This window comes from Aureispira sp. CCB-QB1, assembly GCF_000724545.1.
Taxonomy (GTDB): domain Bacteria; phylum Bacteroidota; class Bacteroidia; order Chitinophagales; family Saprospiraceae; genus Aureispira.
This window is the reverse complement of record NZ_JHBV01000032.1, coordinates 118,428-134,216: the sequence shown is the minus strand read 5'-3', so window position 1 is coordinate 134,216 and position 15,789 is coordinate 118,428. Positions and strand designations below refer to the sequence as shown.

The 15,789-nt window shown below is 35.8% G+C and carries 14 protein-coding genes; 3 read left to right on the top strand and 11 right to left on the bottom strand.

From position 1 onward, the window contains the following. Window positions 1–31 precede the first annotated feature (31 nt). From CG11_RS17515 to CG11_RS17495, 5 genes are all read right to left on the bottom strand, one after another. Window positions 32–1,579 (bottom strand): hydroxymethylglutaryl-CoA reductase, encoded by a 1,548-nt coding sequence (locus CG11_RS17515; protein WP_052598104.1) that lies wholly within the window; start codon window positions 1,577–1,579, stop codon window positions 32–34. A 225-nt stretch (window positions 1,580–1,804) separates the two neighbouring features. Continuing rightward, complete coding sequence (locus CG11_RS17510; protein WP_052598103.1) at window positions 1,805–2,860, bottom strand: M28 family peptidase; 1,056 nt, start codon at window positions 2,858–2,860, stop codon at window positions 1,805–1,807. 216 nt (window positions 2,861–3,076) lie between these two features. Next, the gene (locus CG11_RS17505) at window positions 3,077–3,598 is read right to left on the bottom strand and encodes a gliding motility lipoprotein GldH (RefSeq protein WP_052598102.1); all 522 of its coding nucleotides are present in this window, start codon (window positions 3,596–3,598) and stop codon (window positions 3,077–3,079) included. Further along, window positions 3,558–5,084 carry a regulatory iron-sulfur-containing complex subunit RicT gene (locus tag CG11_RS17500; RefSeq protein ID WP_063833139.1) on the bottom strand — a complete coding sequence of 509 codons (1,527 nt, stop codon included), beginning with the start codon at window positions 5,082–5,084 and terminating at the stop codon, window positions 3,558–3,560. The genes CG11_RS17505 and CG11_RS17500 overlap by 41 nt, the downstream gene beginning before the upstream one ends. A 452-nt stretch (window positions 5,085–5,536) precedes the next feature. After that, entirely contained in the window at window positions 5,537–6,991 is a 1,455-nt protein-coding gene (locus CG11_RS17495; protein ID WP_063833138.1) for a gamma-glutamyltransferase, read from the bottom strand. A gap of 467 nt (window positions 6,992–7,458) precedes the next feature. Here CG11_RS17495 and CG11_RS17490 point away from each other — a divergent pair, with 467 nt between their 5' ends. Next, entirely contained in the window at window positions 7,459–7,650 is a 192-nt protein-coding gene (locus CG11_RS17490; protein ID WP_052598101.1) for a cold-shock protein, read from the top strand. A gap of 198 nt (window positions 7,651–7,848) precedes the next feature. Next, window positions 7,849–8,541 carry a hypothetical protein gene (locus CG11_RS17485; protein ID WP_052598100.1) on the top strand — a complete coding sequence of 231 codons (693 nt, stop codon included), beginning with the start codon at window positions 7,849–7,851 and terminating at the stop codon, window positions 8,539–8,541. A gap of 8 nt (window positions 8,542–8,549) precedes the next feature. On the opposite strand, the gene CG11_RS17480 is transcribed toward CG11_RS17485, so the two are convergent. The 6 genes from CG11_RS17480 to CG11_RS17455 form a co-directional block, all read right to left on the bottom strand. Further along, window positions 8,550–9,308 carry an SH3 domain-containing protein gene (locus tag CG11_RS17480; protein WP_052598099.1) on the bottom strand — a complete coding sequence of 253 codons (759 nt, stop codon included), beginning with the start codon at window positions 9,306–9,308 and terminating at the stop codon, window positions 8,550–8,552. A gap of 14 nt (window positions 9,309–9,322) precedes the next feature. Further along, a complete protein-coding gene (locus CG11_RS17475; protein WP_052598098.1) occupies window positions 9,323–11,047 on the bottom strand; it encodes a BatD family protein in 1,725 nt (574 codons plus the stop codon). Window positions 11,048–11,242: 195 nt separating this feature from the next. Further along, window positions 11,243–11,863: a BatD family protein gene (locus CG11_RS17470; protein WP_052598097.1), complete on the bottom strand. Its 621-nt coding sequence runs from the start codon at window positions 11,861–11,863 to the stop codon at window positions 11,243–11,245. A 204-nt stretch (window positions 11,864–12,067) separates the two neighbouring features. Then, complete coding sequence (locus CG11_RS17465; protein WP_052598096.1) at window positions 12,068–12,874, bottom strand: tetratricopeptide repeat protein; 807 nt, start codon at window positions 12,872–12,874, stop codon at window positions 12,068–12,070. A gap of 26 nt (window positions 12,875–12,900) precedes the next feature. Further along, a complete protein-coding gene (locus CG11_RS17460; RefSeq protein ID WP_052598095.1) occupies window positions 12,901–13,383 on the bottom strand; it encodes a methylated-DNA--[protein]-cysteine S-methyltransferase in 483 nt (160 codons plus the stop codon). Between the two features lie 240 nt (window positions 13,384–13,623). Continuing rightward, on the bottom strand, window positions 13,624–14,064 hold the full coding sequence (locus CG11_RS17455; protein WP_052598094.1) for a YbjN domain-containing protein: 441 nt from the start codon (window positions 14,062–14,064) through the stop codon (window positions 13,624–13,626). A gap of 439 nt (window positions 14,065–14,503) precedes the next feature. On the opposite strand from CG11_RS17455, the gene CG11_RS17450 reads away from it, so the two are divergent. Beyond that, window positions 14,504–15,643: a hypothetical protein gene (locus tag CG11_RS17450; protein ID WP_052598093.1), complete on the top strand. Its 1,140-nt coding sequence runs from the start codon at window positions 14,504–14,506 to the stop codon at window positions 15,641–15,643. Window positions 15,644–15,789 lie beyond the last annotated feature (146 nt).

Below are 15,789 nucleotides of genomic sequence, written 5' to 3'. Positions count from 1 at the left end.
TATTTTATATCGTTCTTAACAATCGTTTCATCTAACGATTACGACCATATTGCTCATGACTAGACACCCAATCCGAAGAAGAAATAGCCGATCCCAAAGAAATCTCTCCTGCCAAAACAACGCCAGCAATAATTTCTGCCAACTTATTGACACGGTCTCGACCGACACAATCTAGCATTTGTAGACATTCTTTTTGTGTTGCTAGTCCTGTACCACCTCCATAAGTAGCTATAATTAAAGATGGTATGGTGATAGAAAGATACAAATCGCCCTCTTTTGTGATTTCGGCATAAGTGATTGCCGCCGATGATTCCGAGACATTAGCAACATCTTGTCCTGTTGCGATAAAAATAGCTGTAATAGCGTTGGCAGAATGTGCTCCATTATTATTAGCACCGGACAAAATTGATCCTACATTCGATACACTAGAGTGGTACGCCAATTGTTCTGGCTCCACACGCATATGTTGAATTAGTACATCTCGTTTTAAAACGATTTCAGCCGTCACACGCTTACCACGTGTACGCATGATATTCACTTGAGAAGCCTTTTTGTCAGTAGCAAAATTAGACTCCAAGTAAAAATGCTTAATTGGGTTTTCTTTGTAAGCTTCTAAAATCCAACTACAAGCAGCAAAGGTCGCACGACCTACCATGTTTTGTCCTGCAGCATCTCCTGTGGAGTAATTAAAACGCAAGAAAGCGAATTTGTTAGACAAATAAGGATCTATGTACTGCAAACGAGCTACACTTGAAGTTGCTTCTGCTTCTTCGGCTATTTTAGCAAAATGTTCCTTTGTCCAATCCACAAAGTCACGTGCAGCACGAGCATCTTCAAAGACAAATACAGGAGCACGTTGCATGGCATCACGCACTACGGTACATTTGACACCTCCACAAAGATTCATTACTTTGATACCACGATTATAAGATGCCACTAATGTTCCTTCTGTTGTTGCCATAGGCACCAAGTACTCCCCTTGTGCGTACTCCCCATTAATTTTAATAGGTCCTGCAATTCCCAACGGAATTTGAGCTACTCCTGTAAAATGCTCACAATTGCCAGAGAGCGTATGTGGGTCAAACGAGTATTTTGTTACATGCTCTAATTTTGCACCAGTATAATCTTCTGTAAATTTTTGACGTTCTTTGATAGCATGATCAGAGTAATCGTCATTTTTGTCTCTAGGAATCGTTACTCTAGAATCATCTTTTTTCGAAACACCATCCTCTACATCTAAAGTCAAATCTCCAAAAGGATCTGCTGTGAATGTTATTTCTAACTTGTACTTTCCTGTTTGTAAATGCGGAATAGCACAAACCATATTAATGGTTTCTCGTAAGTTAAATTGAATTGGATTGCTACTAGAAACGTCTTTGGCAGATAGTATCGTTCCATCGCTCAAATGTAGTTTTATGGAATCTAGCGGCACTTTTTGTCCATCAATTTTAACTTCTTTTAAACCTGCAAATGTAGCGTCACTCAAACGGTTTTTGACTGTAAATTGGACACCACCATCAATGTTTTCTAAGCTATTAAAAGTATATAACTGTTTAAGAATTAAGCTCGGAATTTTCATTATTAAAATTCATTTATTGGGTGAAATAACAAATTATGTAGGACCACAATTCTTTCATAGAAACATTGTATATAAAAGAATTATTAAGTTTAATCTTTAAGTTAGTAAATACTTATGAATATTTACAACCAAGGAGGGGTCTTTCTTATAGAAGATTTGATAAAAAATGTGCTTTAATACTACTATTTTGGTAGTCTCAAAAACCGTATTAATATCTTTTAAACATTACTCTGCTACTTCTTTGTACAAAACATGGAGCAAGACATCTCCTACCGATTCCAACGTATAAGGGTCTATAATTTGCATGTTATCATTGTGGGTATGCCAATGGTCTCCAAAACGGCGCTCTGGGCGATTTTCTTCTCTATTCATAACAATTTGGCCATTTGCATCTCTCAACACAGGGCGGTTGATAATATCAATTGTTTTGATGCCTCCTATATCATTAACATAGACATGGTCATCAATCAATTGATCGTCTTTCTCTTTTACAAACAATTCATTTAAACCCAATTCCAAGGCTTGATTCCATACAATATTTACAATTTGTCCAGCACGAGCTAAGGAAACCCCTTCCTTGGGAAACTGTGCTCCAGAACGACCAACCATATCCAATAAAATACCAAATCGTGGTTGCACTTTCATATTGTGCTGATTTCGACTCCAATATTGTGCCCCCAAACACCAAGTTTGTTCTGCTGGTCTAGGAGTACCTGATTCACCTTGATCTTCAGCATCAAAAAAGACAATTTCGATACCTGCATTTAAAGGATTTTTGCTAACGGTACGAGCCAATTCCATCAAAACGCCAACGCCACTTCCACCATCATCAGCCCCTAAAATTGGTTCTTCTGTTCGTTCGGTATCTTGATCCGCCATGCGTCTAGTATCCCAATGTGCACACAAAAGCACTCGCTCATCAGCTTCGGGTTTATAAGTTGCTATGATATTTCGTATCTTCATAGGTTTATTATCAAACCCTTCTATTTCTGCATCTTGAAATTTAACTTCCCATCCATCATATGATTCCAAAGTTGTCTTTATCCATTCTGAACAAGCTTTATGTTCTGCTGTTTCAGGTACTCTAGGTCCAAAATCCACTTGTTTTTGTACAAAATAGTAAGCACTGTCCTTGTCAAAACTAGGCACAAAAACTTCTGGTTCTGGCTTAGGATCTGGGTCTATAACAGGAGGTTTGGTAGGACTCTCGCAACCTACAAAAATAGAAGTTACCAATAGTAGGCTAAAAAGAATTGAAATAATATTGGGTAATGTTTTCACTGTAATTTTATTTTATTAAACTTCTGATTCTTTATTAGTTCGCTTAAACGACATGGTCGATAATCAGTATTATCCCCTTCTAACGCAAAGGGTTTTAAATCTAATTATCAACCTAATACAAAACACTTTCTTATGTTTTATTAAAAAAATCAGCGAACTATTAATTCTTTACAATATGACTATACTAGTTCACAACTAATGGTATTAACTGAACTTTTAATTCGTTGTTTCTATTAATAATCTTAAGCTATTAATACCTTCTAAATTAGCTTCCCTAGTGTTTTGTTTGAATACAATTTTGTGTATTCCTAGACGATTAAATTGGGTTTTGATAATAAAAGGAATTTTTCGATTGCAAACCTCCGTACCACAATCATCACTTTTCCAATTACCTTTAGAATCAGCCAATTCCAAAGAACATAAATCTTCTCGAATCTGCTTCTTTAATTCAAAGGTTTCAACCAAACAATAAATATTTTGATAGGCATAATTCGCATCATGATTCACTTCTATAAAAATATCATACAGTTGGGAAGTATCTTGGATTTCAAATTCAAACTCAATAAAATTATCGGCTGTCCAGACACCATTTTCAATAATAGTTGTTTGATCGTAAACTGTGCTACAACTAGCAAGGTTTAAGCATAAAACAAAAACAGTTGCCCACTGCAAAAATAGCCGAGAGCAACTGTTGAAATTAATCTTTTTTTGTGGAGTTGTTAGTATCGTTTTTAGCATTGTTATTAGACTTCGGTCCTTGATTTTTTCTTCTATTCCTATTTCGGTTACGATTTCTAGAATTCGTTTTATTTTTAGGAGTTGTATTTGAATTCGTAGAGTTACTATTGGGATTTGAATTTACTTTTTTCTGTCTTGAATTAGTAGTTCTTTTGGAATCTCCCGACTTATTATTAGAAACTGTTTTATTAACCGTTTTATTTTGTTGTTTTGATTTTGTCTTAGGATTATTATTGGACTTCTTGCTTCTATTAGAGCTTTTGGATGTTCTCTCTGTCTTGCTTTCGGTCTTATTTGCAACTGGTTTATTCGAGTTTGATTTATTGGAATTGTTCTTATTTTTATTCTTATTACGATTTCGGTTGCGATTTCGTTTTTTCTTCGTTTCCAATTGTTTCAATTCCAAACTTCCAGCACCATCCACAAATCCAATTTCTTCTGTCTCTTCGATAAACGTGTTGGGTTGCGTTACATCTTTTAAATCTTCTGGTAAAATACCTTTTTTGTTTTGGGCATTTAATTCTTTTACTTGCTCCACAGACAATTGATGTACTTCCGAAATACCAAACTCAGTTCGATAAGCAAAATACATAATTCGCTTAAAAATGTCCGTTTTAATTAAAATAGCATTTCCTTTTTTGGTTTTGATGCTATTCACATTTTTAGGGAACTCTTGTAAAACTTCCAAATACGTATTCAACTCATAGTTCAAGCAACATTTCAAGCGCCCACATTGCCCCGACAACTTAGACTGATTAATTGCCAAATTTTGATAACGAGCAGCAACCGTAGAAACAGATTTAAAATTAGTCAACCATGTAGAACAACACAACTCTCTTCCACAAGAGCCAATCCCTCCAATACGAGCCGATTCTTGGCGGGCCCCAATTTGACGCATTTCGATTTTTACTTTATACTCTCTAGCAAAAACACGAATCAATTCTCGAAAATCAACTCGTCCATCGGCTGTATAATAAAAGGTAATCTTTCGTTTGTCACCTTGGTACTCAACATCTCCAATTTTCATTTCCAAGCCTAAGTCCCGCACAATTACACGCGCACGAATCATAGCTTCTCGCTCAGATTCTCTTGCATTTGTCAAACGCTCTAAATCGCGCTCATTAGCAATTCTCAAAATATTGGGCAACACCGCATTATCTTTGATACGATGTTTTTTGAGTTGAATATGCACCAACTCCCCCATCAACGACACTTTTCCTACATCGTATCCACTTGCTGTACTTTCTACAGCAACATGGTCACCTGTTGCAATGTGTACAAATTCTGGTTTCTTGAAAATTTCCTTTCTTGCCCCATTTTTAAAGCTGACTTCAACTAAGTCATAACTTCCATAATCAGGCAAATCAATATGTGACAACCAATCGAAGGTATTTAATTTATTGCAGCCACCAGTAGAGCAGCCTCCCTTGCTTCCACACCCTTTTGGCGTGCCATCGCTACCACTCGAACAACTCGAACATCCCATTCCGTATATATATTAATACAAACCACTTTTAGTTTGTTAGATTTGATAATGAAATAATACCTATTTTTCAAAAAGGTTATCAGCCACAATAAGCACGCTTCTATAGGTATTGTTTTTTATTTTGGTCGTTCATTGATATTAGTTTGACAATCAAAAGCAATAAATTCGAAAACCACTGACTATCAAGCTAATATTTTTTTTTCAACGAACTATTGTTATTTAAGAACGATTTTGAATTTCTTTTGGTAACAATCCACTAAAACGAATACTTGTTAAACAGATAACTAGCCAACTAATTGGGCTATGTTTGAGGAACAGATTAGCTTGATGTTGTACACTACCTCGCAGTTTGAGCTATTAGTGGACTATTATTTTCAGAAAAAACCTCTTTACCTAAAAAGGTATGACTTACAAAAATAATAAAAAATACGAAATAACTCTTTAAGACTTCGTTAAACTTCTAAAGCAAAGCCTTCTCGACGAGTGTCTCCAGCAGCGTATAAGCTGCTATTTTTGCGCTGTATAGTATGAACACCTCCAAAATACATGGCTGGTTGTTCCCATTGTATGACTTTTAACGAATCTTGAGCAAGATGCTTTCCAACAAAATCAGGCTCGAGGTTTAACTCTAAATGCTCGTTGTGTAGTCGGGCGGCATGAACGGCCTGCTCAACATCCATTTTAAAATCAATTAAATAATGCAATACCTGCGCTATTGCCGCAGGAATACGACTTGCGCCACCAGTTCCTATAGCAATTTCAAACCTACCATTTGCATCCAAAACCAAAGTAGGTGCCATCATAGACGACAGGCGCGTATCAGGTGTCCACGAATGGAAGCCATTTGGCAACAGCGACGCCTCTCCTAACATATTATTGAGCATAATATTTGTCCCAGGAACCATATACCCACAACCTTCTCCATTGGACATAGTGATGTTAATTGCATTTCCCTGCTTATCTACGATATTAAAATGAGAAGTACTGCCCCATTTTTTATTTAGATTGGTCACACTTCGCTCTATCCTAAAAACTTCATCAATGACTTGTTGCAACGTTTGAATATGTTCTTTGCTAAAAGCCTGATAATTTTGCTGGTATCGCTTCTCTAGTTTTCGCATGACCAAGCCTAAGAGTGTTCCTCCCATACTAGGCAATGGATTGGTCAAAATAGTTTTATCCCGATACTTGAATGACAAGGGTCTACTTACCTTCACCTCATATTCCAATAAATCCTTTTCTGTCAAAAAGCCACCTTTTGCTTTACTATCAGCAACCAAACGCTGCCCAAATTCACCCTCATAAAATTCCCGCTTGCCTTCCTTAACTAAGAATTCTAAATAATCGGCCATGGCAGGCATTTTTAAAAGACTTCCTACGGGTATTGGCTTTCCATCTGGGTAGAAAATTTTTCTAGATTCTTCCTCTTTGGTCATAATTGCTTCTAAAACACGAATATCAAAGAACTGAAAATCATTAATCGCTACTCCTTTTCGAGCCAACTCTAACGCAGGTTCTATCAAAACAGACATGGGACGACTAGCAAAATGCTCGTGTATATAGTAAATCCCTGCAATAATTCCAGGAACAGCTATAGACCCCATACCAACATGAAAAGTTTCTGTTGTAGAGCCAAAATTTACAACCATTGGACCAAAATCGACTTCTGAAATAGGTCGTTTTCTCTTGGGAGTTTGACAAAAACAATCCAAAAATATAGATTGCCCTTCAGCAGTCAAGATATTGGCAAAAGCTCCTCCTCCCGCTGAACTCATACAGGGTTCATTAATAAAAGAGGCAAAAAAAGCAGCAATAGCTGCGTCAAAAGCATTTCCTCCGTCTTTTAAGATTATTCCTGCAGCTTCGGCTGTTTTTTTATGCCCTGCTGCTATAATTCCATGCATCATGCTAATTTTTATTGTAAGTACAATTCTAAAATAGTTCGTTGAACCCACGCAATAGAAGTTAGTACTTAGTAACGCAGTTAACTAAAAGCGTAGCGCTCACGAAGTACCACGAAGTAGCAGCGCAGCTAAACTGACACGATTTTTCTTTTGTAATAATGTAACAATCATTTATAATACAATTGTTTTAATAGTTAAAAAGTCTAGAAGATACCCAATGTTTTTCATCTTTTCAAATCTTCTTTTCTGCTTCTACAAGCAAGTTATTAGCTTGCTCAAACGCACCAATAGAAAAGAGTTAAAATACTAGTCTTTTGCATTTTAAGCAAATAAAATTAATATAAAGTATAAAAAATTGATTTTAAAAGATTTACACCAAATACAATATAAATGTTTTTTTTTAGTCAAAAATTAGAAGTTGTCAATATATAAAATTACTTTTGTGCTTTATTTATTTTAAATTTTTAATGATGAACAACGGAACAGTTAAATTCTTCAATGAATCAAAAGGATACGGATTTATTACTCCAGATGACGGAGGAAAAGACGTATTTGTACACGTAAATGGACTAATCGACGATATTCGCGAAGGAGATAAAGTAAATTACGAGACTGAAGAAGGTAGAAAAGGGCTAAATGCTGTAGAAGTAAAATTAGCTTAAGTATTACTTTTTTTAGTAATCTATTTGGAAAAGCCTATCATTCGTGGTAGGCTTTTCTTATTTTATAAATGTAAACAGTCACGCATTCATTTAATAATCATCTCCTTTGTCGTTTTTTGGTTGAATATTTGCTTAACTCTTCTTGTCATATTCCATTTTGTTTAAGAGGGTTATTTTACTCCATTAATATCCACCACTATGATTCGTTATTTTTTTGTAGCACTCATAATTCTTGTTATCAACCATCACGCACATGCTTGCTCTTGTGATTGCTTTCAGACGGATGTTCCTGTAGAAGAGATTGAGGGATTGGTTATCAAGAAGAAAAGTGATTTTATTAGTTCTGTCATTTTTGAAGGCGTATTAAAACAATCCAAAACCCAAGCAGAACAACTTCAACTTACTTTTTCTGTCCAGTATTATTACAAAGGGCAACAAGCAACCACAGAAATCGACATTCTAACCTCAAGGGGAGATTGTGGTTTTAGAGCACCAATTGGTGATACTTGTCTAATTTTTGGCTACGAATTCAATGGAGAACTACATACTTATTCCTCTCAATGTTCAAGAAGTGTTGGGCAAACTAATCAGCAGGAAAAATATACCCGATACAAACGTTTCATGGAAATTATTACAAAGAAACCAGATGGAACCTATCAATTTTCTCCTCTAAAAAAAGATCCTTATGTTTGCAAAACATCAAAAAGTCAGATTACTCATCCAGTAAGTTTGATATTTAATATCAAAGAAAATAAACTAGATGGCGAATGGGTTTTGTATAATTTTGACGGAGCTATTATAGAAAAAGGTCAGTACAAACAGGGCATTCGTACAGGTGAATGGATGTTGGGCAGCAGAAAGATACGCTTTGCAACTCCCAAGCCCGACTAAATATCTCCTTAAATTTGTTCTAACATAGTGCTAGGTACCCACCCTATCAAATGATTGGGTAGTTCTATATGCGTCCAACTATCTTGTACCTCTAATATAGATACTTTTACTCCTTCAAAAACCAATTCTATTTCTTCGCTAGACAAGTCTGGCTCTTGGCGCAGACCTATTTGTTCATTAACAACAATAGCAGCGTTGGAGCTTGTCTCTAATTCCTTTTGTTGGAAGCCCCAAATCAATGGAAAAAAACTAGAGCAAAAGAAAAGAATAGCGATTCCTTTAAATAAGGATTGATGTTGCCATTGCCAAACAACAACAGCTGTTACTCCCATAAAAATTAAACACAAAAACAAAACAGCCCAACCTGTAGAACTAAATGCCCCTACAATAGAATGCCACCACTGCACAAAAAATAAGGCTTCGGGTGCCTTATAAGTATCTTCTATCCGTTGTTGTGCTGCTTGCAAGTTATGTTTCGCATCGGTATGTTCTGGAGCCAACTTTAATGCTCGTTCAAACTGTACAATAGCAAAGCCAAGCTGTTTGTTATTATAATAAGCCAAGCCCAAATTATTATACAAAGCAGGAGAAACCATATCTGTTTCTAATATTTGTTCGTATAGTTTTATTGCTTCTTTGTACTGACCATTCTCCTGTGCCTGAACAGCTTTGGCAAAATCAGTAGCTGTTGAATCGTTGGCTAAAGCCCATTCTGTTACCAATACAAACAGCAGCACAACTTTCCACAACAAGGAACTCTTTTTCATCTCTAATTGGTATTTTAGCTCATTAATTGAATTAAATCCGTACTTTCTTGATACACCTTTTCCATGGATTCGTGATTCGTCAAGCCTGCAAAAAGTGCCATTTCTGAAGTCTGCAAAATACTTACCAATGAATCAATTTTTTCATCCGCAATATCTTGAGCGGCTAGTTTTTGTCGCACGTTATCTTTCGTCAATTCAACTGTTGGTATATGATACTTATCGCTTACAAAGCCCAACAACGCTTTAGAAATTTCATTAAAAAACAGTTTAGAATCATCGAGATCCAAAGCATTTTTAGCTGCTTGCAAGCGAATAGAAGCTTCTGAACCTGCATTTCTCTGTTTCCGTTCCTTGTCTGAAATATTATTCAAATCATCATATTTTTTCTTCCATTGTAAAAAAGCAATGAGCGCTATAAATGGAAAAATTGCCAGTCCCCAAAACAATACAGACCCTAAAAAAACTCCCTTCTTTTCTCTTGAAAATTGAGCTGTTTTTAAAGGCGCTTTAAAACTCATTAAGTCCATTGATTCTGTTTCTTTTATTACGAGTGGCTGGTCACCAGCTGCATCCCGTTCTGCTTTGGTAGGCAAGTTACTTTTGCCTGGCACTACCTCAATAGTAATTGAAGTATCAATGGTTACAAACTTTTTTTCTTTAGAATCAAAATAAACAAACTTTGGATTTGCGGTAAAGGTTCCTGTTGCTTTTGGAGTCAATACATATTGAAATTCCTTGACACCTCCTAACAATCCCCCACCTTCTCGTATATCTTCGTTGATATTAGGTTTAAATTGATCAAAGTACTTTTTATCAACCCCAATATTAGGAGCCAAAACCTGCTTAATATCCCCTTGTCCACGTACACGAAGCGTCAACTCTAATACATCATCAGAAGTGATTTTATTCTTAGACACATGCGCTTGCATTCTATAATTCCCTACGGCACCAGAGAACCCCGAAGCTACTCCTCCTAGTTCACTTACATTTAACTCTACTGGCAAACTTTTAATGGTATAGGATTCTATTGCAAAAGGATTAAAAAGTCCTCCCCCCTGATTCGATGCTATTCCTATATTCAGAATAGCTGGTTCTACAACGATTGTTCCTGGCTTGGAGGGAAACACAACAATTCTTCGAATAATCTGTGTATAATATTGATCTCCTTCCACAACAACAATCTCTGGGCGATCCGCAAAACTTCTAAGATAATGAGAATACATATTTTCAAATGTAGGCTCTTTTACCATCTCTGTTTGCTCTATTCCCACCTGCGTATAAATTCGTATATCAACCGTCACTTGCTCTCCAACTACAGCATCTGTATTGCTCAACTCTGTTCGTAGAAACACTTTGCCCGCCAAGTCTGAATTGTCTTCTGTGCTTGGTCTATCTACTACCTTTACAGTCAGTGGCTTGCTTTTTAACGTTTTTCCTTTATTAGTAATTACTTTAGCTGCACCAATTTTGTACGTTCCTGGTTTATTAGCAACCACATAATAACTATACGATTCATTGGTAGAACTTCGACCATTAACATAAGAAAACGATTGCCCAATATTAGGGCCTTGCGCTTCCAAGCCATTAAAACTTGGTGGGTCTATTTTTTTAACTTTTGCATTTTTTAATTGAAAAGTCACTTCAAAAGGGTTCCCAACCAGCACCTCTCTTGCATTACAAATAGCTTCAAAGCTAACTTGTTGCCCCCAACTCCATGAAAAAGACAGTGTCGTAAGCAAAAATAAAAGTATGTTGGATAATTTCGTCGCCTTCAAATCTAGTTTAGTGCTTTAATTCTCTTGTTGAATAGTGTATCTAATATTATAATCATTGTTTGACTTCGCTATTTTTTATTTGCTCTAATCAATAGATCAGCTCATTTAATTAGACAAACGGCAAGCCTCAGAAACTCAAACAAAACTTCATTAAGAACCTTATATTTTGTAAACCTTTTCTTTCTTTTTAGGCTTTTCTTTTGGAGCAGGCTGTGGATAATACTCTGGCGGCAATGTTTTAAACATGTCGTCAAAACTTTTTAACATCTCATCCATTCCTTGTCTAGGATTTCTTCTTCCTTGATTAAAAAAAGGATCATTAAAGAAAGGATTATTTCCAAATGGGTCTTGAAAAGCATTATTGAGTGGGTTGTTGCGATGAGGGTGTTCGATCTTCTCAACAACAACAACAGCAATATCCTCGGATAACAACATACCTGTTTCTGTCTCAATAGTAGTAGCTGGAATAATAAAAACACCTAAATCCATTGGCTTTAGGATGTAAGTATACGACATGGATTGTGTCATATCTCCATTAATAATAGACATTGATTGACTCGTCATTGGTCCAGCAAGCAATTGAAAGCCTTCTAACGCTGGAGGCTCAAAAGAGGCAATTGCCTTTGCATTTTTTAAAGTAAATTTCAATTCAAATTGCTCCTCTAAAGCAATGGTATCGTAAGCTACTTCCACAAAAAAAGAACTGCTCTTTTCTTCTTGAGCAACACATGAAAAACCCGTTAGTAATCCCAACAGGATTAAAAATAGTTGATTGTTCATAGTTTTCTAGTTTTGATAATGTCTAAAAATTTAGGTCTTTTTTCAATTCTAATTTTAAGCAAAAAATAAGCTCAAACAGAAAAAAAAGACCTGCTTAACAAGGTTTTAACGGACGATTACCACCTGCAAGCAAGTAAAGATACGACTGATTTGGATGAGATACAAGCTAAAAACATAAGAATTTGACACAAGACTACCCTCCTGCTACCAAGCTTTCTCTGGTTTCTTGGTTTTAGAACGTTTGCGTTTCATCAATTTCTCTTGTACTTTTTTATCGTCCTGCTCAATAATTTCTAGCAAACGATCAACTTCATCCTTAGACATCTCTTGAGGTTCTAAATCAGCTGGATTTTTTTGATTTTCATTATCAATTGGCTGATTCTCCTTAGGTTTTTCAGATGGCTTATCCTGCTGATTTTCCTGTTTATCTTGTTGATTTTTTTGGTCTTTCTGATCTTGATTTTTCTGATCTTGTTGATCTTGGTTTTGCTCCTTATTTTGCTGTTGTTGTTGCTGTTGTTGTTGCTGTTGACGCAATAACTTATAAGCAGTTGCTAAATTATTCTTTGCATCATAATCTTGGGCATTGTTTCGCAAAGCATTTTTGTAAGAATCAATTGCTTCCTTTAAATGTTTTTGTCCTTTTTCATCCAACATAGCAGGTCCCTGTCCTTGTTGTTGCATACTGCGTTTAGCTTGTGCCAAACGCGTATTTCCAAAATTATAAAATGCCTGTGCTTTTTCTTTATTTCCTTCGGCTGCCTCTATTGCATTTTGGTAATAAGTCGCTGCCTCATCGTACTTTTGGCGCTTATATAAGCTATTTCCCAAATTAAAATTACCTTTCAAAGAACTACTATTGCGCTCTAAGGCTTTTTCAAACTTTTTAGTCGCTGTTTCAAAATCTCCTTTTTCATAAGCAATAGTACCATCAAGTAAAGCACTATGTTCGGTTTGTGCCATTATTAGATGGCTCAAAAATAATATCAAAAATATACTCCAATATTTCATAGTAATGGTTTTAGTTTTGAAGTTGTTTAAAACAATTTGAACTGTTTCCCATACAATTTTGACTTTTCTAACTCTAGCAACAAACGTTTTGCTTCCAAACCATATGCAAATCCTGTTAAGCTTCCATCTGTCCCTATTACACGATGACAAGGTGCTATAATCGCAAAAGGATTATTGCCTACACAACGCCCCACAGCACGAACAGCATTTTTAGTACTTACTTTTTCGGCTATCTTCAGATATGTTGTTGTCCTTCCGTACGGTATATTCAGCAATTCTGTCCAGACTTTTTGTTGAAATAATGTTCCTTGCTCCAACTTTAAATCAACCGTGAATCGTTCTAACCCTTTGTTAAAATACCCATCTAGTTCATCCACACAAAGTCTCATATAGTCAGGCAGTTGTCCTGCAAAGTCCCTTGACGTTTCATCAACAACTATGGACATTATTTTGTTCATACTTCCTGTAATTACCAAACGACCTATAGGGGAATTGTAATAAGTTTTCATATGATTATCTAGTAGTCCGTTTAAAAATCATGTTAAATTGAGGTGCTACGCAGCGCAACTACCTCTGTTTGCCGAGTAAGCTTGTACTAGTAACACAAAAACGCGATTCAAAAGCGTAGCGGACTATTAGTTATCATAACCTTTTGTATGTTAACAGAATTATTCATTAACAACTTGTCCTATCTTTTAGCGATTACCTTAATCAATCATTAAAAAGATTAACAACCGCATTTTGTTGATTTACTTAGGAGGAATTCCTGGTTGTCCGTTATTAAAATATCGTTTGAGCAAAATCGGCGAAAAATTACTAACATATTTGCTAATCAGCATAATCATAGCATGTGCTTCCTCTACATCCAAACCTTCTGCAACCCTCGTTCCTTTTAGGACTACTTTTTCTCCATGAACTGAAAAAGCAATACCACATAGTTGCAAATTAATTTGTAACAACTCTCGAAAAAGAACCGTTTGTGATTCATCAGGAATTTCCATAACAGGGGCAACAACCTGTAGATAAGCTACTTTTTCTATTGGGTCGTTCCAAACATCAATCCAAATAGTATATTCTCCTCGATGTAGTGTCCATTCTCCCTCTTGTTCTCCTCTAAATCTAGTTGGGTCTAAGCCAATTTTTTCAATAGCTTGTTCAACTATACCGTAGTATTTTTTTAAATTTAACATCCGTAAATTTAGTATGCTTTTAATTTTGTAGTTCTTACATTATATTTAACTCTTTGTGTTACCACAAAAAACCTCAATAGGTGTAAAAACAGTGTTCAATGGTTCGCTAAAAAGTCATGTTACATGAACTATCAAATTCATAATTCGTTTAGTAAATAAGTGGATCCCCAAACGTATCAATAAAGATTCGTACCAATCAATCCCATGTTACACCATACCTTGTTAGAGATGAGTATAAATAGTCATGGAGTAATTATACTGAACTGCTCTTACATGAGCTCATCGAAATATCAAAAAATTAACGAACTATAAATCGTTTACTACTCAAAATTATGAAAAGAATTGCAGATTTATGTATATCAATACACTAATGTTTTCTTAAAGCGACAAATACTAGTTTTATTCAGATTAAATCATCTACTTGCTCAATAAAAACACTATGCTTCAATCTCTCCGATCTATCCTATTTAGTTGGCAAATTTTACTTAGGTTATTAGTTGCCTTTGCAATTCCCTCTTTTTTCTTCTCTGGTATTATGACAGCAGCTGCCGACAACATTAATAGTTTTTTGGGAGGAACAAAAACGAAAGCACGAATTGGCTTGGTTGGCAAGAGCTATGTTCCCAATGATTTATTACAAAAATTTGAGACAACAGCAACGCTAACTCATTTGCAGCAAGAAGAAGAACTGTTGGAACTTTTGGATAAAGATAGCTTGGATATTGGCGTTTTATTTCCCAACAATTTTGCCAATGACACCAATCGTCAAAAAAAAATCAAGGTCTATTATAATGCCGTACAACACGGTGAAGAAGCTCATACAGCCTTAGATATTTTAGAAAATTACGAACAAAAACTGGTGCTTAACAAAGTAGAAGCAATGGGATTAGCTCCCGAAATTGTCAACCCCATTGTCATTCAAAAAACCAATACGTTTAATGCCTTTATTACCATTGGAAAAATCATGGATAATATCAGAGGCATTGTTTCCAATGTGCTTAACTTCTTATTCATTCTTCTTGTAATCTGGCTAACTAGAATATTGGTTCTAAGAGCTTATTATAGAGCGCCTAAAAATTTTCTCACCAACCTAATACTTATTTTCTTAGTAACTTTGCTAGGTATGGGCTTAGCATTTGTTGGTTTTCAAGCTGGTTTAGATGCCGAGCAAGTAGGCATGGTTCGTAGCATTATACTAAGTATTGAACAGCTTTTAGTTTGGAACAAATTAAGCAGTATGCTCTTGTTGTGGTGTCCTACTTGGTTATTTATTATAGGAATATTTGGCTGTATTGCTGCCTTTAGCAACTCTATGGTTGCTGCTTATACCCGTACGTTTTGGGCTACTATTGTTATTCATGCTATTGCCTTATACGGGTTGGTTCCTATTCAAGAAATGAATGCAATAGATCCTTTTTTACCCATTTTAAATGTTTTTAGAGTTGGGCAATTGGCCATGAAAGGCACCTTGGATACAGGAAGTTGGGCCATTGCCATGGTGGTATCTAGTATTGCTGCGGTAGTTTTATTGCTGCTTTGGAGAATGTTGTATCAAAAATCGGATGAAAATGATCTATAGGGGTGACTACTACTAAGTTTCTTTTTACAATTGGTCGCTATTCTTATCTTAACCGAAATTATATTTAAGCATAGTAGTTAGCTACCCTGCTACTGCGTGGTTTAGCCCAATAGTTTTAGCTTTTGTCGCCTATTCTGGTTTCCTCT